The sequence below is a fragment of the Psychrobacter sp. ANT_H56B genome (assembly GCF_008369245.1).
Lineage (GTDB): Bacteria > Pseudomonadota > Gammaproteobacteria > Pseudomonadales > Moraxellaceae > Psychrobacter > Psychrobacter cryohalolentis.
On the sequence record NZ_VOBF01000001.1, the window covers coordinates 262,763 to 284,879 of the forward strand.

At 43.1% G+C, this 22,117-nt stretch carries 23 protein-coding genes and 1 pseudogene; 14 read left to right on the forward strand and 10 right to left on the reverse strand.

Annotation, left to right across the window (positions count from 1 at the left end; genetic code table 11):
- The first annotated feature begins 107 nt into the window (after nt 1-107).
- Complete coding sequence (argF, locus tag FQ082_RS00990; RefSeq protein WP_011513792.1) at nt 108-1,025, forward strand: ornithine carbamoyltransferase; 918 nt, start codon at nt 108-110, stop codon at nt 1,023-1,025.
- A gap of 123 nt (nt 1,026-1,148) precedes the next feature.
- On the opposite strand, the gene rpiA is transcribed toward argF, so the two are convergent.
- The 5 genes from rpiA to FQ082_RS01015 form a co-directional block, all read right to left on the reverse strand.
- Nucleotides 1,149-1,808 carry a ribose-5-phosphate isomerase RpiA gene (rpiA, locus tag FQ082_RS00995; RefSeq protein WP_149491705.1) on the reverse strand — a complete coding sequence of 220 codons (660 nt, stop codon included), beginning with the start codon at nt 1,806-1,808 and terminating at the stop codon, nt 1,149-1,151.
- 146 nt (nt 1,809-1,954) lie between these two features.
- A complete protein-coding gene (locus FQ082_RS01000) occupies nt 1,955-3,259 on the reverse strand; it encodes an arsenic transporter (protein ID WP_149491706.1) in 1,305 nt (434 codons plus the stop codon).
- A 136-nt stretch (nt 3,260-3,395) separates the two neighbouring features.
- Nucleotides 3,396-4,106 carry an arsenical resistance protein ArsH gene (gene arsH / locus FQ082_RS01005; protein ID WP_149491947.1) on the reverse strand — a complete coding sequence of 237 codons (711 nt, stop codon included), beginning with the start codon at nt 4,104-4,106 and terminating at the stop codon, nt 3,396-3,398.
- Between the two features lie 67 nt (nt 4,107-4,173).
- On the reverse strand, nt 4,174-4,581 hold the full coding sequence (gene arsC, locus FQ082_RS01010) for an arsenate reductase (glutaredoxin) (protein ID WP_149491707.1): 408 nt from the start codon (nt 4,579-4,581) through the stop codon (nt 4,174-4,176).
- A 58-nt stretch (nt 4,582-4,639) separates the two neighbouring features.
- On the reverse strand, nt 4,640-5,023 hold the full coding sequence (locus tag FQ082_RS01015; protein ID WP_262498117.1) for an ArsR/SmtB family transcription factor: 384 nt from the start codon (nt 5,021-5,023) through the stop codon (nt 4,640-4,642).
- Between the two features lie 281 nt (nt 5,024-5,304).
- Here FQ082_RS01015 and ilvA point away from each other — a divergent pair, with 281 nt between their 5' ends.
- From ilvA to FQ082_RS01055, 8 genes are all read left to right on the forward strand, one after another.
- The gene (gene ilvA, locus FQ082_RS01020; RefSeq protein WP_149491709.1) at nt 5,305-6,858 is read left to right on the forward strand and encodes a threonine ammonia-lyase, biosynthetic; all 1,554 of its coding nucleotides are present in this window, start codon (nt 5,305-5,307) and stop codon (nt 6,856-6,858) included.
- Between the two features lie 23 nt (nt 6,859-6,881).
- Entirely contained in the window at nt 6,882-7,013 is a 132-nt protein-coding gene (locus FQ082_RS01025; protein WP_410477374.1) for an excalibur calcium-binding domain-containing protein, read from the forward strand.
- A gap of 97 nt (nt 7,014-7,110) precedes the next feature.
- Nucleotides 7,111-7,551 (forward strand): RNA-binding S4 domain-containing protein, encoded by a 441-nt coding sequence (locus FQ082_RS01030; protein ID WP_133104596.1) that lies wholly within the window; start codon nt 7,111-7,113, stop codon nt 7,549-7,551.
- A gap of 225 nt (nt 7,552-7,776) precedes the next feature.
- Complete coding sequence (locus FQ082_RS01035) at nt 7,777-8,271, forward strand: low molecular weight protein-tyrosine-phosphatase (protein WP_011513800.1); 495 nt, start codon at nt 7,777-7,779, stop codon at nt 8,269-8,271.
- A 97-nt stretch (nt 8,272-8,368) separates the two neighbouring features.
- On the forward strand, nt 8,369-9,490 hold the full coding sequence (gene murB / locus FQ082_RS01040; protein ID WP_149491710.1) for a UDP-N-acetylmuramate dehydrogenase: 1,122 nt from the start codon (nt 8,369-8,371) through the stop codon (nt 9,488-9,490).
- The gene (locus FQ082_RS01045; protein WP_259275410.1) at nt 9,474-10,253 is read left to right on the forward strand and encodes a YdcF family protein; all 780 of its coding nucleotides are present in this window, start codon (nt 9,474-9,476) and stop codon (nt 10,251-10,253) included. Before murB ends, FQ082_RS01045 begins: the two co-directional genes overlap by 17 nt.
- Before the next feature lie 130 nt (nt 10,254-10,383).
- Nucleotides 10,384-10,686 (forward strand): cbb3-type cytochrome oxidase assembly protein CcoS, encoded by a 303-nt coding sequence (gene ccoS, locus FQ082_RS01050; protein ID WP_133104593.1) that lies wholly within the window; start codon nt 10,384-10,386, stop codon nt 10,684-10,686.
- Nucleotides 10,687-10,783: 97 nt separating this feature from the next.
- A complete protein-coding gene (locus FQ082_RS01055) occupies nt 10,784-11,605 on the forward strand; it encodes a sulfite exporter TauE/SafE family protein (protein ID WP_149491711.1) in 822 nt (273 codons plus the stop codon).
- Between the two features lie 112 nt (nt 11,606-11,717).
- Here FQ082_RS01055 and FQ082_RS01060 read toward each other — a convergent pair whose 3' ends face one another.
- Nucleotides 11,718-12,872: a DEAD/DEAH box helicase gene (locus tag FQ082_RS01060; protein WP_011513805.1), complete on the reverse strand. Its 1,155-nt coding sequence runs from the start codon at nt 12,870-12,872 to the stop codon at nt 11,718-11,720.
- Between the two features lie 256 nt (nt 12,873-13,128).
- On the reverse strand, nt 13,129-13,344 hold the full coding sequence (locus tag FQ082_RS01065; protein ID WP_011513806.1) for a cold-shock protein: 216 nt from the start codon (nt 13,342-13,344) through the stop codon (nt 13,129-13,131).
- Nucleotides 13,345-13,831: 487 nt separating this feature from the next.
- Here FQ082_RS01065 and aroQ point away from each other — a divergent pair, with 487 nt between their 5' ends.
- Both aroQ and FQ082_RS01075 read left to right on the forward strand, forming a co-directional pair.
- Complete coding sequence (gene aroQ, locus FQ082_RS01070) at nt 13,832-14,368, forward strand: type II 3-dehydroquinate dehydratase (RefSeq protein ID WP_011513807.1); 537 nt, start codon at nt 13,832-13,834, stop codon at nt 14,366-14,368.
- A gap of 190 nt (nt 14,369-14,558) precedes the next feature.
- Complete coding sequence (locus tag FQ082_RS01075; RefSeq protein ID WP_149491712.1) at nt 14,559-15,860, forward strand: ABC1 kinase family protein; 1,302 nt, start codon at nt 14,559-14,561, stop codon at nt 15,858-15,860.
- Nucleotides 15,861-15,904: 44 nt separating this feature from the next.
- Here FQ082_RS01075 and FQ082_RS01080 read toward each other — a convergent pair whose 3' ends face one another.
- Nucleotides 15,905-16,735, reverse strand: a complete 831-nt coding sequence (locus FQ082_RS01080; RefSeq protein WP_011513809.1) for an ion transporter — start codon at nt 16,733-16,735, stop codon at nt 15,905-15,907.
- 353 nt (nt 16,736-17,088) lie between these two features.
- Here FQ082_RS01080 and FQ082_RS01085 point away from each other — a divergent pair, with 353 nt between their 5' ends.
- Nucleotides 17,089-17,838, forward strand: coding sequence for a YebC/PmpR family DNA-binding transcriptional regulator (locus FQ082_RS01085; protein WP_149491713.1), 750 nt, complete (start codon nt 17,089-17,091; stop codon nt 17,836-17,838).
- A gap of 85 nt (nt 17,839-17,923) precedes the next feature.
- Here FQ082_RS01085 and FQ082_RS01090 read toward each other — a convergent pair whose 3' ends face one another.
- On the reverse strand, nt 17,924-18,496 hold the full coding sequence (locus FQ082_RS01090) for a methylated-DNA--[protein]-cysteine S-methyltransferase (protein WP_149491714.1): 573 nt from the start codon (nt 18,494-18,496) through the stop codon (nt 17,924-17,926).
- A 64-nt stretch (nt 18,497-18,560) separates the two neighbouring features.
- Nucleotides 18,561-19,490, reverse strand: a pseudogene (ftsY, locus tag FQ082_RS01095) (signal recognition particle-docking protein FtsY); the annotation flags it as partial.
- Between the two features lie 885 nt (nt 19,491-20,375).
- Here ftsY and FQ082_RS12930 point away from each other — a divergent pair.
- Nucleotides 20,376-20,528 carry a hypothetical protein gene (locus tag FQ082_RS12930; protein ID WP_188018879.1) on the forward strand — a complete coding sequence of 51 codons (153 nt, stop codon included), beginning with the start codon at nt 20,376-20,378 and terminating at the stop codon, nt 20,526-20,528.
- 100 nt (nt 20,529-20,628) lie between these two features.
- A complete protein-coding gene (locus FQ082_RS01100; protein ID WP_149491716.1) occupies nt 20,629-22,110 on the forward strand; it encodes a M16 family metallopeptidase in 1,482 nt (493 codons plus the stop codon).
- Nucleotides 22,111-22,117: the final 7 nt, after the last annotated feature.

Here is a 22,117-nt window from a genome sequence, read left to right on the forward strand (position 1 = left end):
CGCTATACTAAAAGTTTGTTGTCATTCCAGTATACGCATTGACGCGATATCATTGCCGGCTGATAACGTATCATTTTCATTGACTTTGTTCGACTGCTAGGATTGCTATGAGTTTGCGCCATTTTTTGACCTTATCTGATTTAACCAAACAAGAACTAGAAAATCTCATCAAACGCGCCAGTGAATTGCGTCATATGCAACATGCAGGCGAGATATACCAGCCCTTTGTTGGTCGTACGCTCGGTATGATATTTGAGAAGTCATCCACCCGTACACGCATCTCGTTTGAAACCGGCATGGGACAGTTTGGTGGTAGCGCTATCTTCTTATCGCCAAATGATACCCAACTTGGACGCGGTGAGCCAATTGAGGATTCCGCGCGCGTTATCTCTAGCATGGTCGATATCATTATGATTCGCACCTTTGGTCACGAAAAAGTCGAAACCTTTGCAAAATACTCAAGCGTACCAATCATTAATGCCTTAACGGATGAATTTCATCCCTGCCAGTTGTTGGCTGATATGCAAACTTACTACGAGCATCGCGGTAGTATCGAAAATAAAATCGTCACTTGGGTCGGTGATGGCAACAATATGTGTGCATCCTACATGCAAGCTGCCAATCAGTTTGGCTTTGAGCTACGAGTAGCCGCGCCTTATGGCTTTGAGCCTGACCCTGAGCTGATGAAACGCTTCTCACATTGCGTGAGTATCGTTGAAAACGTACAAGAAGCGGCAAAAGACTCTCACTTAATTGTCACTGATGTATGGGCAAGCATGGGTCAAGAGTCTGAACAAAACACGCGTGCGCGTCGTTTTTCCTCTTATCAAGTGACACCATCACTGCTAGATAAAGCCGATTCTGAAGTGGTCTTTATGCACTGTTTGCCAGCGCATCGTGGTGAGGAGATCTCTCATGATATGTTAGATGACCCACGCTCAGTGGTATGGGATGAAGCTGAAAACCGCTTACATGCGCAAAAAGCCTTGATGGAGTTTTTGCTAAAAGACAAAATCAAAATATAGGTACACATTTTCAAAAGTTATTTATACAATCATAGATATTAAAAAGGCAGAGCACAAATTATGTGCTCTGCCTTTTTAATATGTGATAACCAAGTTAGTGTCTAATAAACAAGTGCTTATTGATTATCGAGTCAGTACTTCAACGCCATTACTGCTGGCTTTTAACAATACATCGGCTTGATTGGCAGCAAAGATACCATTACAGACCACACCGACGATATTATTAAGCTGCTGTTCAAGTGCTATTGGATTACTGACATCCAAATCATAAGTATCCAAAATTACATTGCCATAATCGGTGACAAAGTCTTCACGATAAACAGGCTCACCGCCCATTTTGGCCAACTCGCGCGCCACATATGAGCGGGCTTGTGGCAACACCTCTATCGGCACTGGGAATTCGCGTCCTAGTATCTCAACACATTTACTAGCGTCAATCATACAAACAAATTTGTTCGATGCCGCAGCAACGATTTTTTCACGCGTGAGCGCACCGCCGCCACCTTTAATCAGTTGCAAATGTGCGTTTACTTCATCAGCACCATCAATATATACATCAAGCTGACCGGCAAAATTTAAGTCAATAATCTCGATACCAAGTGCGCGCAATCTATCTTCTGTCACCTGCGAGCTTGCAACTGCGCCAGCCAGCTTTACTGTTGGTAATAACTCAATCAGACAGTTCACTGTACTTCCTGTCCCTACGCCAAGTATCATATCATCTTCGATATAGCGTAGGGCGGCGCGGGCGGCGGCTTGCTTTTGTGCTTGCTGATCACTCATCATAAGTCCTTGGCAAAATAAACGTATCGCTTTAAAAAAAGTAAAGGGTAAAAGAGGTAAAATGCGCCGCTATTATAACCGATGACTTTGATGGATGTCAGCGTAATAGCACCTCTAATAATAAGATATGACGTTAATTTTTACGACTAAGACAAATAGGGCAACCAAAATACTAAAGCTAATAAGGTGACTAATAACACTGGCGGGGTGATAATCAAACCAATCTTCATATACTGCCCCCAGCTGATTTTATAATTTTTTTCTGCCATTACATGTAGCCATAGTAAAGTCGCAAGACTGCCCATAGGCGTAAATTTGGGTCCTAAATCATTGCCAATAACATTGGCATAAATCATCAGCTCACGAGTGGCGGTCGGTACTTGGGCGCTATCAATCGCTAGTGCGCCTATCAAGGTAGAGGGCATGTTATTCATAATAGATGCCACGATAGCGGAGAGGAATCCTGTGCCCAAGGTTGCTATTAAATTACCTTGTTGCCCTAACCAGTTTAGGATTTGAGCGCCGTAAGCAGTTAATCCTGCATTGCCTAAACCGTAAACAACCAAGTACATGCCGATAGAAAATAAAACAATCTGCCAAGGTGCTCTACGCACAATATCAGGCACGGACATCACAGCCCCGCGACCACCTTGCCAAAATCGCCCTGCAATCGCCATAAGTAGTAATGCAGCTGCGCCAGTCACGAGCGAGATAGGAATACCAAGCGACTCTGTCGCAAAATAAGCGACAAGCAACAAAGCCAGTAGCGGAAAAGCAGCTTTAAAAACCAAAGTGTCTTCGATCGCTGACTCAGGTACGCTAAGGTCCGCCATCGAGTAGTGTGTTGGAATGTGGCGTGCATAAAATATCCATAGCACCACTAGCGTCGCTAGTACAGAGACAATATTGACCGGTACCATAACCGCAGCATAACGTCCAAAACCAATATCAAAGTAGTTAGCACTAACGATATTAACGAGGTTAGATGTGACCAATGGCAAACTTGCAGTATCAGCAATAAAACCAGTCGCTATGATAAATGCCAATGCAGATGGCGGCGAAAAATTTAACCGTAATAAAATCGCAATCACAATCGGGGTCAGTAATAATGCCGCCCCATCATTGGCAAAAAACGCAGAAATAAAAGCGCCTAATATCACAATCATAGGGAACAATAGACGCCCTTGTCCATTACCCAATCTCGCTACATGCAGTGCTGCCCAAGCAAAAAACCCAGCCTTATCTAAGATAAGAGAGATGATAATCAGGGCGACAAAGGTAAAAGTAGCATCCCACACTATGTCCCACACGACACCGACATCAGATAATTGCACCACACCAAAAGCTAGGGCGACCAACGCCCCGCCCATCGCACTCCAACCAATGCCTAAACCTCTAGGTTGCCATATTACTAGCCCTAAAGTAACGATAAAAATAATCAATGCGAGCATGAACAACCTTAATTAAGCAGACTTACTTAAAAAAATTAGTGACATTTATTCAAGTAGGCTTCATGAAGCCTACTTGATTTAGCCTATTTTATTGAATAAGTATCGAATCGATATTAGGTCAATTTAGAATTAAAAATTAAATCGATTTTTGATTAACGCGTTTTGATACTTCTTCAGCACTTTCAACCCGTTCAGAATAGCGATCAGTCAGATAGGCTGAGCGGCCACGAGTAAGCCAGGTAAACTTTACAAGCTCCTCACAAACATCAACAAGGCGCAGATATAAAGGCGACTTATCCATGCGATTATCATCGTTAAATTCCAAAAAGGCTTTTGGAATAGACGACTGATTTGGGATAGTAATCATGCGCATCCAGCGCCCAAGAATACGCAGCTGATTGACCGTATTAAAGCTTTGACTACCTCCGCTGACTTGCATTATCGCTAAAGTCTTGCCTTGGGTTGGTCGGACGCCGCCCAATGACAGCGGAATCCAATCGATTTGCGCTTTCATGATACTGGTCATACTTCCGTGACGTTCGGGACTGACCCACAGCATACCCTCTGACCACTGCGCAAGATCACGCAGCTCTTGCACTTTAGGATGGTCTGCATCAACAGCATCCGGTAAAGGTAAACCAGATGGGTCAAACATCTGCACTTCACAACCATACCAACGCAATAGACGACTCGCCTCCTCGGCTGCCAATTTTGAGAATGAACGCGTGCGCAATGAGCCGTATAACACCAGTATTTTTGGCGCATGGCGTGGGTCATTTGCGCCTATTAAAGACTCAATATCGATAGGATGAATAAGACTTGAATCAACATTAGGCAAATCATCCATATTTACCTTGTCAAGACCCCTTTCATCCAAATCAATAGTCTCTGAAACTGTTGCGGCGCTTTTTGTATCAACCTTTAACGTCATAAACAGTCTCTCCATCTTCTTTAGTAAAACTACTGACCGGATTGGCTAATAATGTAAATACTCGCTCCGATGGTCGGCACAATGCCGCGCCCTTATCTGTGACTACGATAGGACGATTGATTAAGATAGGATGGTCAATCATGGCATCGATAATCTCATCATCAGATACCGCAGGGTTGTCTAGACCCAGCTCATCATTAATCGATTCTTTACTGCGTAACAGCTCTCGTGGTGAGAGAGCCATTTTTGCCAACAGCTCAACCAAATACTCGCGACTCGGCGGTGTTTTAAGGTATTCAATCACCTCTGGATTATCCCCTGACGCTTGCATAATGGCTAAGGTATTACGAGAAGTACCGCATTTTGGGTTGTGAAAAATCAAAGATGTCATCGTAATCTCACCTATTTTTTATGAATATAGAATTGGGACGTTTTTGATTGATAGCAGTTTAACAATGGGGATGGTTTTCAACATCATCCAGCTCATTAATGGCACCGCTACTATCAGCTGAACAGCCATTTAAATTATTAACAAGAGCCGCACACAGCTCTGGATGTCCAGCGCAGCAATCTTGTAATAAAAACTCAATGACGGTCTGCATATGTGATAAAGAAGCACGATAGATAATCTGGCGACTTTGGCGCTCTGATATCACCCATCCTGCTCGTGCCAGCACAGCTAAGTGCGTTGACATTGTATTGTGCGGCACAGACAATTGGCGAGCTATTTCACCCGCAGGTAATCCTTTAGGCTCGTGACTGACCAGCAGTCGAAATGCCTTTAAGCGGGTTTCTTGTGAGAGGGCGGCAAAACTTGTCATAGCTTGAGTCATTTCCATATGTCCAATAATACAGACATATGGAAATGACTCAAGCTTTTTTGGATAAATAAGCAAAAAAACTGGTTTTGTTGATAATTTTCTTTGACTTAATAAACATCAATGACCAAACCGCCGCAAAAACTGTAATTGTGTCTTGCAACATGTTTAAAATCAGCATAGGCTAATCTATTTGATTTTTATCATTCTCTGCATTTTTTGTCGCTGATAGCGACTCGCTTATTTACTTATAATTCACCGCACTTTTTCATACATACTCTAGTTTAGGAATCATTATGCTGTCACATTGGGTACGAGCCATCTTGCAAGCCACCGTCTATGACGTTGCTATTCAAACACCACTTGAAGCGGCACCCAAACTGACCCAACGTTTTACTAATGACATTCGTTTTAAACGTGAAGACCTGCAACCGGTAAAGTCCTTTAAACTGCGCGGCGCTTATAATCGCATTAGCCAATTAAATGATGAGCAAAAAGCACGTGGCGTGATTTGCGCATCGGCAGGTAACCATGCCCAAGGGGTTGCCTACTCTGCTCGTAAACTTGCTCTTAATAACATTATCGTTATGCCAACCACTACTCCTGATATCAAAGTAGATGCCGTCAGAGCACTTGGCGGCAATGTCGACTTGTACGGTGATAGCTTTGATGAAGCCAATCGCTATGCCATTGATCGCGCTGAGCGTGAAGGTCTGACTTTTATCCCACCATATGATGATGAGCTGGTGATTGCTGGACAAGGTACCATCGGGCTTGAGCTCACCCAGCAATGGCGCAATATGGATTACGTTTTTGTAGCAGTGGGTGGTGGTGGTCTGATTTCTGGCGTCGCTGCATTTTTGGGCGAAGTTGCTCCGCATGTTAAAGTCATCGCTGTAGAAGCCGACCAATCAGCGTCACTAAAAGCGGCGCTTGAAGCTAATGAGCGAGTCAAACTTGAACAAGTGGGACTGTTCGTCGATGGTGTGGCAGTTGCCCAAATCGGCGAATTACCGTTTGATATCGTCCGTATGCAGAAGAGCGATAAGTCCGGTCCTGTCGTCGATCCTGAAGTCGTTACTTGTACCAATGATGAAGTTTGCGCTGCTGTCAAAGATATCTTTGAAGAGAACCGCAGTATCGTTGAGCCTGCTGGCGCGCTGTCAGTTGCTGGTATGAAAAAATACCTTGAGACCCATAATCTACAAGACAAAAACTGCGTCGCCATCATTTGCGGTGCTAATATGAATTTTGATCGCTTGCGCTACATCGCTGAGCGTACTGAGATTGGTGAGAAAAAAGAAGCCATCTTTGGCGTAACGATCCCTGAGCAGACTGGCGCTTTCTTAAACTTCTGTCGTAGCCTACACGGTCGTAATATTACTGAGTTTAATTACCGTGCTGATAGTAAGAAATCACCTGATTCTATGGAACCTGCGGCGATATTCGTCGGGATTGCATTAAAAGAAGGTGACAAAGAGCGTCAAACCATCCGTACGCAATTGGTAGCTGATGGCTATACAGCACACGACTTGACCGATGACGATGTTGCCAAATCCCATATCCGTCATCTGATTGGTGGCCATGCTCATGTTGAAAATGAGCAGTTATTACAAGTCACTTTCCCAGAACGTCCAGGTGCTTTATTGACCTTTTTAGAAAAATTGGGTGACGATTTTAATATTACCTTGTTTCATTATCGCAATCATGGCGCTGCTGAAGGTCGAGTATTGGTCGGTTTACAAGCTTCTGAGGGTAACTCTCGCCAGCTACAAGATGCGCTGCTCGATATCGGTTACGACTGCACCATGCTTAATGATAATGTTGGTTATCAGTTGTTTTTGAAATAAAACTAAACGTAGACTATCAATTTATCAGTGGCCGAAAGCATTGCTCCCAAATAACATCCTGCGCAGAAGCCACTTACTTTATACAACATTGCCCTAATACGAAAATGGATGGCAATAATGATGGCATACCTTGTGAAAAACAATGGTGTCAGTAACTTCAATGACAAAAACGATGTTAATCGCTTAATGCTCTTTTAATTATTAAAAATACCACCATTATAATCTTACGTTATTGATATCTATGAGGTTTTGATGAGTAAACATAATAAAAACCACAATCAGCCCAGTCATAGCAATCCTGATGCTGTTCGTATGCGTCTTGATAAATGGTTATGGGCTGCACGCTTTTACCGCACTCGCACTCTTGCCAAAGAAGCCATCGAAAGCGGGCGCGTACATTACGCAGGTAGCCGCGCAAAGACCAGTAAAGAGATTACCGTTGGTGATGAATTGCAGATTCGTCAAGGCTCAGCCACTGCCATGACTGAAAAGACAGTCGTTGTTGAAGCACTAACGGCGCAACGCGGTAACGCAACAGCAGCTGAAGTATTGTATTCAGAAACCGAAGAAAGCATCGCTCGCCGTGACTATTATGCCGAGCAGCGTAAACTTGCCAACCTTGCCCGTCCAGACAACAAACCCAATAAAAAAGAGCGCCGTGATTTACATCGTTTTAAAAGCAATCAAGATTAGCTTTGTTGGTAAGATCAGCAATAACATTGCCTCATCTTAAGTAATAACACGGCTAGCGGGTATGCATGAACCGCTGACCCTATTGTTTACTCTCTGCCCTTGCCATTCAAGGTATTAACCGTTACGCTATCACCCATTAACTTACACTCTATAGCATGCTTATAAATCACATTTCTAGTGTTGATTTTGATAGCATGTTTTTTTATTGCGACAAAAGGTCATCATATGCCCATCAAAGCGTCTACTCCGTCATCTGTATTATTGGTCTGTTTGGGGAATATCTGCCGTTCACCAACTGCTGAAGAGATTTTTCGTCAGCAAGCAGCGATTGCAGGGTTGTCGATGAAGGTAGATTCGGCAGGCACTGGGGATTGGCATATTGGGCATGCACCTGATGAGCGCGCGCAGCGTCACGCCAAAGCTCATGGTTACAACATCAATAAATTGGTCGCGCGCCAAGTCAGTGCTGATGACTTTCGCGATTTTGATTTAATATTGGCGATGGATGCACAAAATTTAGCAGACTTGCAGAGTATTAAAAATGGTATAACAAATACCGATAAAAAATTAGCCAAATTGGCTTTATTTAGTGAAGAAGATCCCACTTACGGCGGTGATGATGTGCCAGACCCATACACCGGTGATGGCGATGCTTTTGAAGAGGTGATCGAGCGTATCGAATCAAGTGCACAAGCTTGGATTGAAAGCTGGAAGATATAGTAATCATAAGGCGCTATATTTTTGCTACCTTTATACCTAGCATCCTTTATAATAAATACCATATGACTTTTTGTTTACTTGCCCCATAGGCTATGTTATGACTTCAGCTTTATGCTCTAAACACATTGCACCACATACTCTATCTGATGACGTAGCTGATTTGTCTCATAGCAACACCATGGCTTTGGCATGTATGGCTGACTCTGTAGTTACCTTGACGGATGAGGTGCAACTTGACGAGTTTATGGCATATTATGAGCAAGATACTCAGCATAGAAAGCCATTATTTGTCTTGTCCGGTGGTAGTAATGTGCTACTACCAGCAAAGCTCAATGCGATTGTCTTACGACCAAGAATGCGTGGCATACAGGTGACAGCGCAAACAGACTCTCATGTCGATATTGAGGTAATGGCAGGTGAAAACTGGCACGACTTGGTGGTACATGCGGTCGCTCAAGGCTGGTATGGACTCGAAAACCTTGCCCTCATACCTGGTCTGACGGGCGCCGCTCCGATACAAAATATTGGCGCTTACGGTGTTCAGCTAGAGGACTGCTTACAGTCTGTACGTGCTTACCATCTGCCAAGTCAAACGTGGCATGATTTGACCACGGTCGACTGCGAGTTTGGCTACCGTGATAGTATGTTTAAACGTCAGCCGAATACGTGGCTAATTAGCCGTGTGGGTTTTAGATTGCATACTGATGCAACAAAGGTGCTGGCAAGCTATGGCGATGTACAGACCGTCGCACAGAGCTATGCTACACAGCAAGGTCGCGCCAAACCGACGCCCGCTGATGTAATGCATGCCATCATTGAGATTCGTCAGCAAAAGCTGCCTGACCCGAAGCAACTACCAAATTGCGGCAGCTTTTTTCAAAATCCGATTGTCCCTCAAGATCAATTTGCTACGCTGCAATCATCTTATCCGGCTATCGTTGGCTACCCAATGCCTGACGCAATGACTAAAGTGGCAGCCGGCTGGCTTATCGAACAAGCGGGTCTAAAGGGCGGCGGTATAGAGCCTATTTTTACTCATCAGCAGCAAGCGCTAGTATTGACCAATCACGCGCCGTATATTGCTACTAAACAAGATGTCGCCGCTGCTCAAAAATATATTATAGATACTGTCTATAAGAAATTTGCGATTCAACTGTCGCGTGAGCCAGTATGGGTAAATGCCGATGGCTCCATTGGATACGATGAGCATGTGGTCTAAGCAGTCATGGTCTAATCGCCTATGGCGACATTATTTACGTTCAGCTGAGCGTATGATCAAGCTGTTTCGTATTATCAATGCCACGTTTTTGCTGGGTGCAACGACAGTTATTTTAGTCCTCATCAGTTTATTCACGCCGCTATTTTCTCAAGCAGTAGTCTATATATTGGCTCATCTGCCATTACCAAAAATGCCATCTGCTGCTATGAGCTCGCCGCCTACCGCTTATGTGGTATTGGGTGGCGGTCTGACCAATGATAATAACAACCAAATTATCCTCAATCGCTATAGCCTTAATCGTGCCCGTGCTGCCGCTACAGCCTATCACGACCTTCCTCTGCCCATTGTACTCAGTGGTGCTGAAGCGCCTTGGCTTGGTCAATGGCTGATTGAGCATGGTATTGATGGGTTAATCAGCGAAAATGCCAGTATGAATACTTGCGAGAATGCGCGATTTACGGCAAAACGTATCCCTCTGCATCATGTCTATCTCATCACCGACAGCTACCATATGGCACGTGCTCGCAGACAATTTGCCTTAAACGGTATCAATAGCACAGCGATTAATGCCCCCTTACCCGTCATACGTGACTGGATGGAGCCAGCACAAAACTTAAGCCATTCTAGGCGGGCGGTTTATGAGGTTGCCGCCTATCTACGCGATGTGATACGACCTCAAGCAAATTGTCGCCAAGCTAAAGAAGTGACGTCGCAGCAGCTGTTGACTCCAAGAGGTAAAGTTGCCAAAACTGCTGACGACTAGAGTCTATACCTCAATTTTAGAAACATACCCTCATAATTATCTACCTTTTTCCCTTTATCCTTACAGGTCAACCATCTCACTGGCAACAGGTGTATAATAGTAAAAGAAACTGCGATTAAAGAGATGTGACATGCTCAGTATATTTTTACTAATTCCATTAAGTCTCATGCTGTTTGTGGTCGCGATTTGGGCAGTACGTTATGCGGTCAAATCCAATCAATTCGAGGATTTGGATAACGCCTCCCAGCGCATTATTTTAGATGATCGTCAAGAACGTCGACAAGTCATACAAGCTCAAGAAAATGTAACACCTATTCAAGAAGTAAAAGAAGTGAGCGCTACTACTTCGATTGAAAAAGAATCTAATAAGCTAAATAATGCGCATATTGTCGCCCCTCCTCTCTCTGATACAGACAAGAACTCAAAAACATAGCCTTGGGCTATTTTACTAATGCGTTACCCACTTATTCTATCTGCATAAGACAGTGATAAGTCGGTACGCCTTTTACCATTTTTAGGAGTACCTTCCCATGACCACAGCTTTACTCGTTGCGGCATTACTAATGGGTTTTTTTGGTTCACCGCATTGCTTAGGTATGTGTGGCGGCTTAGTAACTGCCTTTGGTCTGTCGATGAAGGATGTCAGCCCCGCCAAGCGCCGTGCATTGGTGGCGACCTATCATTTCGGTCGCTTAACCAGCTACGCATTTTTGGGTTTGATCGCAGGACTGTTAGGTACTGCCGTATTACAACCGTTGATGCAAGGCAATAGTGCACCGCGTATTTTGCTTGGTTTGGTATTGGTGTTCGTCGGCATGACCATGCTTGGTGCACCATTTTTAAAGAGACTTGAGCGTTTTGGTATGCGATTTTGGCAATACCTAAGCCCTATTCGTCAAAAAGTATTTCCACTCAACACCTTTCCGCGAGCATTGTCTGCAGGTCTTCTATGGGGATTCTTACCTTGTGGCTTAGTCTATGGCGCCCTACTTATCGCTGTGGTCGCGCACAATCCTCTCAGCGGTGCTGCCTTGATGTTCGTCTTTGGCTTAGGAACCGTACCGATGTTAGTCGCTACTCATGAGACCGTTGGTTGGTTACGGGATAAGATTGGACGTTTTCGCTTAAGACAGCTTAATGGTGCTGTGATGGTATTATCAGGTTTGGCTGTGGTCTTCGTTCCTATCGCCATGTCCAGTATGCATGGTGATCATGGCGGCGGTCATAGCATGGGCATGGCGCATGGTGATACTATGATGATGACTGATACGGATAATACGACTCACCACGATATGAGCCAGATGGACCATAGCATGCACAATATGAATAATGACTCGGAGACGATGGAATAGCATTACTAATCAATGATAATTGCTTAATGTTATGTGCATAAAAAAAGCCCTTAATAATTTATCAAGGGCTTTTTACTGTTTAAAGACTTTAGAGCTTAATTAAAAAATCTTATTAAGGCTGCCACTGCTCAAGCTTAAACTTCGTATCCAAATGCTTCTCTAATGCCGGTATATTAAAGGCATCATCTTCGCTGACAAAGCTAATACTAATACCGGTTTGCCCGGCGCGCCCAGTACGACCGATACGGTGTACATAGTCATCTGGCTGATCTGGTAAGGTATAATTAATCACATGACTGACATCATCAACATGAATACCGCGCCCTGCTACATCCGTCGCGACCAAAACAGAGGCATGCCCGTCTTTAAAGCGCTGTAAATATTTCTCGCGTTTTTGCTGAATCACATCGCCTGATAACATGACAATTTTATGTCCCTGACGCAGCTTATGATATAGGCGCTTTACTTGGTCTTTACGATTGGCAAAAATAATGACCTTTTCTACCGTACTATCCGTGATAATGCGCTCAACCGCTTCTAGCTTCTGATCTTCGGTTAAGAGATAAAAATGTTGATCTACCAGTTCACTGGTTTTATGCTCAGGCTCAATCTCAACAAACTCTGGCTCATGTAACCAGCGATAAGCCAAACCCATCACATCTTGGTTAAAGGTAGCAGAAAACAATAAACTTTGACGGTCGGTATTGGGCGGCATGCGACCGACTAAGCGTTTGATATCGGGTATAAACCCCATATCGAGCATGCGGTCTGCTTCATCTAATACTAATACTTCTACGCGATCAAGATAAACCATACCTTTATGCATCAAATCAATCAAACGACCAGGTGTGGCAATCAATATATCGACGTATTGACGCTCAAGCTCATGCTGCTGGGTTTCATAATTGGTGCCACCCATAATACAGACGCTATGCAAAGAAGTATATTTGGTCAAAGCGATACAATCATCGAATATTTGCTGAGCAAGCTCACGGGTGGGTGCCATAACGACGGCACGTGGCTCACCTAAATGACGTTCTTCATCAGCAGCAAATGGACGCTTAAGTAACGCCTCCATAATCGTCAATAAAAATGTAGCCGTCTTGCCCGTACCCGTTTGCGCCTGTCCGATCGCATCTTGGTTTGCCAGCGTATGCGGCAGTATTTTTGCTTGAATCGGCGTCAATTCAGTAAAACCTAAGTCACTTACTGCACGCAAGGTCGCTGCTGAAAGTGGCAAATCCGTAAACGTCGTAAAGTTACTCAAAAAAATATCCTTTTATATAAATCGCTTGTGTATCATAAATAAATGAGAGGCTATAAGGCTTAACGGTTTATAGCAACGATTAGTCAGCAGGCAAGCCCCATAAAACTGATAAGCATAAAAAAGCCAAGCCCATGTCGATGCTTACCAAGTATGCTGCGTTAAAATCAACATAAGTAAGACAGGACGAGCTTGACTCAGTAGTATATCAGTAGTTTGTACAGACATTATAGCTAAACTGCACGAATGACTGTTACGATTACTCTTCTACTTTTCTGACTTCTTCAGCTTGTAGGCCTTTATCACCTTCTACTACACTGAACTCAACTTTTTCGCCGTCTTTTAGAGAGCGATAACCATCACCTTGGATCGCGCGGAAATGCACAAAAATATCTTCTCCGCTATCACGTTGAATGAAACCAAAGCCTTTTGAGTCATTAAACCACTTAACGATACCTTGCTCACGAGCTGACATAATATTACTTCCTAAAAAGTTTACTTAGTCCCAAATTCCTTTGCATCATTGCATATAAACGGGTACCAAGATGATGAAATCAAAACTTAAAAGTGACTATCTAATATAGTATTAGCGAAATATGAAAGCCTTATACTTACTTTTAGTATTTAGCATATAGTCATTTTACTGCCTCTAGTCTTTGATAGAAACTAAAACTACTTTATCAAAAAAGCGTTAATTATTTACCAAACTAGAGTTAGCAACAAACATGTAATGTTTGTTGTGTAAAAAATATCATAACACGGGTTTTTAGCAACACAAAGGCTTTTAAGATGATTTTTATACCTTGATCTATTTTTTAGAATTATTTTTTTATAAGTCAGCTTGCAAGCTGTTAATATAAAAGGATAGAGAGCGCTATGTTCCCTAACACCTGTTATTGTAGTACGCTTATACTCACCAATAATTTATCTAGACATATTCATTGCTACTCATAGAGACCATTATGACCGCCTCATCTCAATCAGCAACGACCAGCACTGCTTCCCATAAAAAAGCCAATAAAACCCTTACTCATAAGCTATTATTGATTAATGGTGTCAATCTAAATCTACTCGGCAAACGTGAGCCTGATATTTATGGTCATATGACGCTTGCTGATATTGAGAGTGCTTTAATCAAGCGCGCCGCGGCACATGGTATTGAGCTAATTTGTAGTCAGTCGAATCACGAAGGCAAACTGGTCGATGATATTCAGTATTACGGTCTATTGGCAGAGCCAAGCGCACAGATCGATGCCATAATCATCAATCCTGCTGCTTTTACTCATACGTCTGTTGCGATACGCGATGCGCTACTTGCTACCCAAAAGCCATTTATAGAAGTACATTTATCTAACGTCCACGCCCGTGAGTCGTTTCGCGAGCATTCTTATTTATGTGATGTAGCGGTTGGCGTGATTTGTGGTTTGGGGCATTTGGGCTATGATATGGCATTGGATTATTGGCTGACCCATACTTATGCAATAACACTGAATAAGTAGTTTAATGGCGTTAAGGTTTTTATCTAAACAATACTGCCGAACACATGACAAAAATTACTGCGACAAGTACTACACAAACCGTTATTGCGATACTTTTACCACAGTAGTTAAACAGCATTCATTCGATTAAAATAATAATATTAGGGGTTAAATAATAACCCACTAAATACCCCACTATATGGTGATAGGCATGGCAAAATCGTCCGGAACGCGCTTTATGAAACTTGCTGGTATGACAGCAAGTATTGCTGGAAAAGCAGCTAAAAACTCCCTAAAGCATCTCTCAAGTGACGAAGAAAAACGCCTACAAGCGCGCTCAGAATTGATGCAAGATGTCGGTATTCAAATCGCTGAAACTTTAGGTGAGATGAAAGGTGCGGTCATGAAGGTAGGTCAAATTGCCTCGCAATATAAAGATGTGTTCCCACCTGAAGTTGCAACCGCATTAGAGAAACTGCAAAAAGATGCACCGGCGATGCCCTATGCGCAGATACGCGTACAAGTTGAACGTGAGCTGAAAGCACCTATTCATGAATTGTTTACTGAATTCGAAGAAATGCCATTTGCTGCAGCTTCCATCGGACAGGTACATCGCGCAATTTTGCCATCTGGACAAAGGGTTGTGGTTAAGGTGCAATACCCTGATGTCGACAAAAATTGTGATAGCGACCTAAAACAAGTGCGTATGGCACTAAAAATCGCTGGCGTGCTCAATATGAGTAAGCAATTGCAAGAGCAGTTATTTCACGAAATTCGCCAAAGCTTACATGATGAGCTTGATTATATTAAAGAGGCGCATAATCTGCGGGTATTCGGCGCTTTTCATGTCGAAGATACGGGTCTCATTATCCCAAAAGTGATTAGCAGTCACTCTTCTAAAAGAATCTTGACTTTGACAGAAGAGAGCGGCGAAACCTTGACAGTGGCAGCAACGTGGGATAATGATATTAAGCAGAAAATCGCAGTGCGCTTGTTTCATTTTACCGCAGGGCAGCTGTTTGGGTTATATCGAATGCACTGCGACCCTCATCCGGGCAACTTTGCGTTCCGTGATGATGGCAGTGTGGTTGCCTATGATTTTGGCGGGATTCGTAGCTATAGCGACAGCGAAGTTCAATTATTTCGCCGATTTGCCAAGCATGCGTTAAAAGGTGATGTCACTGCCCTTGAGCAAGATTTGGTTGCTCTGGATATACGCCGTGAAGACGATAAAATCGTACCGGGCGAGTTTTATGGAAAATGGTTAGAGATTGGGCTGAAACCCTTATCTATCAAACCCTATCAAGACGGTGATTTTGATTTTGCAAGCAGTCAAACCCATCATGAAGCCATCGCCCAAATGCGCACTTCTTTGAAATATTTTGGACAGTTTCAACCATCAGCCTCTACGATGATGCTCGATCGTACTATATCAGGACAATACTGGAACCTAGTCAATCTAGGAGTGACGATAGATTTGTCGCCACTGGTACATGAATATATAGGTTTTTAGAGCGTTAAATGGCTATAAATATGTAGGACAAGTTTTAGTATTGGTTATACATGCAAGGCATGTCCACAGCGGTCACAAAAATCTGCACCTACGGCGTGACCAAATTTACCACAGTTCGGACACGTGACAGGATTGAGCTGCGGGCGCATATTACGTGCAAGCTCTGAGGTGAAAATCCCTGTCGGTACAGCAATGATTGAGTAACCTGTAATCATGACCATGGTTGCAATGGCTTGCCCCAATGGTGTTTTTGGTGACATGTCTCCGTAACCAACCGTCGTCATGGTAACAACTGCCCAGTAGATAGATAGCGGAATACTGGTAAAGCCGTTTTCTGGTCCTTCTACTACATAGATAATCGAGCCAAAAATGGTGACCAGTAACACCAGTGACAAGAAAAATACCGTTATTTTTTGCTGACTGGTTCTAAGCGCAGACGCCAAAAATCCTGCTTGTTGCATATAGGCTTCAAGCTTAAGTACCCGAAAGATACGCAAAATACGTAAGATACGAATGACAAGTAAGTACTGTACGCCCACAAACATTAAGCTTAAGTAGCTCGGCAGTACAGATAATAAATCCACTATCCCAAAAAAACTAAACACGTAACGAAAGCGATTGGGTGCTGAGAACAACCTGAGCATATACTCAATCGTAAACAAAATAGTAAAAAACCATTCTGCATATAAAAACAGCGTGCCATACTGCAAGCGCATATAGAGCACACTATCGAGCATCACGACCGCCACACTGGCCAAAATCGCGATCAACAATACAATATCAAACAGCTTACCCAAACGAGTATCTGTACCTTCAATAATAATATGAATGCGGTTACGCAAATGAGTAACGGCTTCGGTATTCGGCTGCTTCATAAAGTCAATCAAATCATAGGATCAATGGATATCTAAAACCGGACAACTTAGGCGTATATGCATAAGCTAAGATTGGTCAAAATACCTGAAAGTGGTTTATAATATTGAAAGTAATGTGGCTATCGGCTGCTATCCGTCACTACGAGAATAATCGATGACGGGTCAAAAGCCAGAACATAGCAGTGTAGCAAAAAAGCGCTATTAACAACATACAAATCGTTAACTTAGCAACAGATCACTTACCTGAGCTTAACAGCGCAATCAGTTAATAAAACTGCTGTAGCTATAAAAAATTTTTACCAATAAATGTTTTAGCTGTACAATACATCACTCGTAATACTTAAGGACGTCATATGGCAGGCCATTCAAAATGGGCAAATATCAAACACCGTAAAGCCCGTCAGGATGCGGTAAAAGGTAAAGTATTTACCAAAATTATTCGTGAAATTGTTTCTGCTGCCAAGCAAGGTGATCCTGACCCTGATAAGAATCCGCGCCTACGTGCGGTCATTGAAAAAGCCCTGTCCGTCAATATGACAAGAGACACCATCAATCGTGCGGTAGCTCGTGGTACAGGCGGTGATGACAATGACAATATGGACGAAGTCAGCTATGAAGGTTATGGCATCGGCGGCGTCGCAGTATTAGTCGAAACCATGACTGACAATCTCAATCGGACAGTCAGTGAAGTACGCCATGCTTTTACCAAAAATGATGGCAATCTGGGTACTACTGGCTCTGTGGCTTACCTATTCAATAAACGCGGTGAAATAAGCTTTAATGATACAAGTTTAGAAGATGAAGTCATGTTGGTGGCATTAGATGCAGGCGCGCTTGATATCGAAAATGATGGCGAAAGCTTGCTGGTTATCACTGAGTGGGAAAATTTCGGTCATGTTAAAGACGCGCTTAATGCTGCTGGTTTAGTCTCTGACAATGCTGAAGTAACCATGTCGCCATCAACCAGTGCTGAAATAGACAACGTTGCAGATGCCGAAAAAGTCATCAAGATGATTGATATGTTAGAAGATATTGATGATGTGCAAGAAGTTTATAGCAACGTCAATTTTTCAGACGAAGTCATGGCGCAACTTGAGCAGTAATTTTCGTGCTTTGTATTAAAAAAGCCAAACGTTTTTAGCGTTTGGCTTTTTTGTTCAGCAATATGTGACGAGCACTTGCTTCAAACTAAGCTTTGCACGTGACGCCTTCAAGCGCTAACAAATGCGTTTTCTTATCTAAGCCACCTGTATAACCACCAAGTTTGCCGTCGCTTGCAATAACACGATGACACGGAACGACAATACTAAAAGGGTTTTTACTATTGGCATTCGCAACCGCACGAAAGCCTTTGGGACTATCGACATTTTGTGCCAGCGTTGCATAGCTAATCGTCTCGCCATAACCAATATCTTGTAGTGCTTGCCAAACTCGCTGCTGAAACTTAGTTCCTAGGCTCATATCTAGTGGCAAATCGAACGCTTGACGCTCACCGTCAAAATACTCCGTTAATTGTGCTATAGCCTCTATTAATAATGCTTGAGTAGGTTCATTTTTGCTTAGGCTGTCTTTATCTATGAACGTAAAACTCTGATCGACAAGACCATAATACTTTTTAAGCTTGGGAATAGATTTTGAGCTGTGCCAAGAGTCACCTGCCAGCAGCCAATTGACTTCAACCAGCTTAGGACTGCTATGCTCATTGACACTCGCTATTAATGTTAACTGGTGCAATCCAAAAGCGGCTGTGGTGACTATCATGACTATTCCTTTCAAATTTCATATTTCCTAGACTTGAGTATTGGCTAAAATAAACTGTTGAGCGCTATTCTTTGTCATCAGTTTCAAACAAGGCTGCGACAAATTGTTTTGGACTAAAGGCACGCAGATCATCAATCGATTCACCGACGCCAATATAACGAATAGGCACATCTGTCGTTTCGGCGATATTAAAGACCACACCGCCTTTGGCAGTCCCGTCTAGTTTTGTAATCGTGATTCCGGTTAATGGTACCACTTTATTAAATAATTCCACTTGATTAATGGCATTTTGACCTGTGCCAGCATCAAGGACAATCATGCCTTCATGTGGTGCGCTTGGATCAGCTTTTCGCATCACACGTACGACTTTTTCGAGCTCTGCCATTAGATGGGTTTTATTCTGTAAACGTCCAGCAGTATCGGCAATTAACACATCAATATTTTTTGCTTTAGCAGATTGCATGGCATCAAAGATAACTGATGCACTATCAGAGCCATGACCTTGCGCCACAACCGGAATGTGATTACGCTCACCCCAGATTTGCAGCTGTTCAGTAGCAGCTGCGCGGAAAGTGTCCCCTGCTGCTAACATCACAGACTTACCCTCGCCTTGCAAACGTTTGGCAAGTTTACCGATAGTCGTCGTTTTACCTACGCCATTCACGCCTACGACCAAGATAACAAATGGTTTTTTGCTGCTATCAATAATAAGCGGCGCAACTTTCGGCGTTAAGATATCGACCAATTCAGTCTGCAATGCCTTGTACAATGAATGCGCGTAGATTAAATCACCGCGATCCGTCTGCTCAGTAAGGCTTTTGATAATACGATTGGTCGCATTGACACCGATATCAGCCACCAGCAGCTGGTCTTCGACTTCTTCTAATAGCTCATCATCAATCTCTTTGCCACCAATAAGGATACTGACCATCCCTTCGGCTAAGTTCTTACGCGACTTACTTAAGCCGGTTTTCATCCGGTTAAACCAGCTGCCTTTTTTGCTGCTTTCTTGTTCCTCTTGCAACGCTTTATTTGCTTGCGACTCTACTGGAATCGTTTGCTGTGGCTCAGAAGACGCTTGATTACTACTACTATTAATGCTACTTGCACTGCTAGGAGTAACGCTTGGCAGATCTCCTAATTGAGCTTGTAAGGGCATGGTAGGGATTTTTGATGCAGAGTCAGCTGGTGTTGCATTCTCTGTTTCATTGATATTTGCAAAGCTCTCTGAAGTATTGTCTATATGACTCTGTTTTTGCGTCATAAGGATAGGCGCGCCGAGAGCAATGCTCTCGGCTGCATCAGTGCTTGATACTTGCTTATTGACAGCAGGCGTTACTGGCTCATCGCTAGTACTTACTTCATTTCTTTCAGACGCATCGATAATAGGGACAGATTGCACTGGCAGACTGGGTAAGGTAATATCATCGTCATCTAATTCATCAAGTCCGCTGTCAAGATTAATGACCACACGATTGCTATTATTGGGGTTATTCATAAGTTTGCCCTAAAGTTTATCAGTATCAGTAATATATTTATGGTAAAACCGGATCTGTATATCGATATATTGTCCGTTTTCTAGGATTCAATGCAGAGATTATTTTTAGCCTAGTTTAGCATAATTCAAGTTGAGCTCAGCCTTTCGCATCTTAGATTGCTCATAAATGGTAAAAATCATCAAGTAATACAAGAGCGCTATTAAACCTTTGGCATAAACAAAACGAATAATAGGATAGCTCACTGAGCAAGTTTCACTTAAGGTTTGGACACATAAATCTGACCTTTGTGATGGCAAACTTCGCCTACTCTTAGCAAGGCTGATTAAATACTTGTTTATACCCTTTATTTCTATACTTCTTACTTATATTAGGAATGTCTTATGTTGTCTTTATCCAATCATTATAAAAACATTACCCATATCACTGCTGCTTTATTACTGGCGACGATGGCACTATCAACGACAGGTTGTAACACGACTCAAGAATTCAAGCCGACTGCCAGTGTCATGGTTGGTGCGCACAAATCTTTATAATGGGCTAAGTATAAGCACCATGATGAAAATAGATATACGCTCTCATCCATTTACAAGCTGCCCGTTTAAAAGTCTCCTTTTTATATAAGTAGAACACACCATGTCTATCCCTTTATCCCGAACCAAACTCTCTTTACGTCTTGCATCTGCCTTAGCTGTGGCGACCACGCTTGCCGCTTGTCAAACCAGTACCATTAACGCCAATCCTGTGACTGCGGTTAAGAATCCAGTGGCTGAAAACATAGTTACCAAGGACGCACAGCCATCTTCAGCGCTGACTATGGATATGTCTAGTCGCCATGAATATCAGTTGGAAAACGGTTTAAAAATAATCGTCAAAGAAGATCATCGTGCGCCTGTGGTGATGACACAGATTTGGTATCGGGTAGGCTCAGCAGATGAGCCGGTCAATAAAGGTGGTATCTCGCATGTGCTTGAGCATATGATGTTTAAAGGCACTAGTAACGTTTCAAGCGCTGATTATGAACGCCTAATTGCTAAGTTTGGCGGCGTCAATAATGCCTTTACTAGCTATGATTATACGGGTTATTACGAGCTGTTCCCTGCCAACCGTTATCCTTTAGCACTTGAGCTTGAAGCAGATCGGATGAAAAACTTAGTATTTAATGAAAAAGAGTTTGTCAAAGAGCATCAAGTTGTCATGGAAGAGCGCCGTCAACGTACTGATGATAATCCACTTGCCAAGGCTTACGAATCATTTCGTTTGCTGGCCTTGCCAAATAGCCCCAAAGGCGAGTCAGTCATCGGACCTATGAGTGAGCTTGAATCGATTACGCTCTCAGACTTAAAAGACTGGTATAAAATATGGTATGCACCAAATAATGCCACCTTGGTTATCGTTGGCGACGTTGAGCCCGCTGAGGTTTTAACCCAAGTGAAGCGTTATTTTGGTGAGCTAAAATCAAGCCAGTTGCCAAAACGCCCTGAAGTGAGTCAAAAAGGTTTTCGTGGTTATCAGCAAGTAGAGTCTGAGCAAGCAGTACAAGTGCCTGTCTTATTGATGGGTTACAACGTGCCAAGCCTTGTGACAACAGATGCCAGCAATGAAAAACAAGCCTATGCACTATCGCTTGCGCAAGACGTATTGGATGGCGGTTTGTCAGCGCGCCTTGAGAGTCGATTGGTACGCGAGCAAGGGCTTCTGACCACAGTGGGTACGTCTTATGATCTATTAGATCGTGGCGACGGGCTATTTTTGATACAAGCGACTCCGCGTGAAGGCGTCAGCTTAGCGCAAGCGCAGCAAGCCATCCTCTCTGAAATAGAAAAGCTTAAAACCGATCCAATTGCCACCGATGAAATTGAGCGCGCCAAAACCAATACGGTCACTGGTCTGGTATACGCGCAAGACAGCATGGAAGGTCAAGCGCGTATGATTGGCTCACTACAATCTATCGGTCTCGATGATAGGTTACTTGCTCAGCTACCCACCAAAATGGATACCGTAACGGTTGCAGACATACAAGCAGCTAGCAAAAAGTATTTGATCAAAGACAATTTGACGGTCATGCATATTATTCCACCTAAAGAACCGGTCAAAAAGTTCGTTAAGAAAAAATAAGGTTAAT

Bases quoted from the DNA above. Each gene is read 5' to 3' on its own strand.
- arsH (WP_149491947.1), bottom strand. From the start codon at position 4,106: ATGGATGATTTGCCTAATGTTGATTCAAGTCTTATTCATCCTATCGAT.
- ccoS (WP_133104593.1), top strand. From the start codon at position 10,384: ATGCTCAGTATATTTTTACTAATTCCATTAAGTCTCATGCTGTTTGTG.
- murB (WP_149491710.1), top strand. From the start codon at position 8,369: ATGACTTCAGCTTTATGCTCTAAACACATTGCACCACATACTCTATCT.
- FQ082_RS01030 (WP_133104596.1), top strand. From the start codon at position 7,111: ATGAGTAAACATAATAAAAACCACAATCAGCCCAGTCATAGCAATCCT.
- FQ082_RS01045 (WP_259275410.1), top strand. From the start codon at position 9,474: ATGAGCATGTGGTCTAAGCAGTCATGGTCTAATCGCCTATGGCGACAT.
- FQ082_RS01055 (WP_149491711.1), top strand. From the start codon at position 10,784: ATGACCACAGCTTTACTCGTTGCGGCATTACTAATGGGTTTTTTTGGT.
- FQ082_RS01100 (WP_149491716.1), top strand. From the start codon at position 20,629: ATGTCTATCCCTTTATCCCGAACCAAACTCTCTTTACGTCTTGCATCT.
- FQ082_RS01080 (WP_011513809.1), bottom strand. From the start codon at position 16,735: ATGAAGCAGCCGAATACCGAAGCCGTTACTCATTTGCGTAACCGCATT.
- FQ082_RS01065 (WP_011513806.1), bottom strand. From the start codon at position 13,344: ATGTCAGCTCGTGAGCAAGGTATCGTTAAGTGGTTTAATGACTCAAAA.
- argF (WP_011513792.1), top strand. From the start codon at position 108: ATGAGTTTGCGCCATTTTTTGACCTTATCTGATTTAACCAAACAAGAA.
- FQ082_RS01075 (WP_149491712.1), top strand. From the start codon at position 14,559: ATGGCAAAATCGTCCGGAACGCGCTTTATGAAACTTGCTGGTATGACA.
- FQ082_RS01090 (WP_149491714.1), bottom strand. From the start codon at position 18,496: ATGATAGTCACCACAGCCGCTTTTGGATTGCACCAGTTAACATTAATA.
- FQ082_RS01000 (WP_149491706.1), bottom strand. From the start codon at position 3,259: ATGCTCGCATTGATTATTTTTATCGTTACTTTAGGGCTAGTAATATGG.
- arsC (WP_149491707.1), bottom strand. From the start codon at position 4,581: ATGACATCTTTGATTTTTCACAACCCAAAATGCGGTACTTCTCGTAAT.
- aroQ (WP_011513807.1), top strand. From the start codon at position 13,832: ATGACCGCCTCATCTCAATCAGCAACGACCAGCACTGCTTCCCATAAA.
- rpiA (WP_149491705.1), bottom strand. From the start codon at position 1,808: ATGAGTGATCAGCAAGCACAAAAGCAAGCCGCCGCCCGCGCCGCCCTA.
- FQ082_RS12930 (WP_188018879.1), top strand. From the start codon at position 20,376: ATGTTGTCTTTATCCAATCATTATAAAAACATTACCCATATCACTGCT.
- ilvA (WP_149491709.1), top strand. From the start codon at position 5,305: ATGCTGTCACATTGGGTACGAGCCATCTTGCAAGCCACCGTCTATGAC.
- FQ082_RS01085 (WP_149491713.1), top strand. From the start codon at position 17,089: ATGGCAGGCCATTCAAAATGGGCAAATATCAAACACCGTAAAGCCCGT.
- FQ082_RS01015 (WP_262498117.1), bottom strand. From the start codon at position 5,023: ATGACTCAAGCTATGACAAGTTTTGCCGCCCTCTCACAAGAAACCCGC.
- FQ082_RS01035 (WP_011513800.1), top strand. From the start codon at position 7,777: ATGCCCATCAAAGCGTCTACTCCGTCATCTGTATTATTGGTCTGTTTG.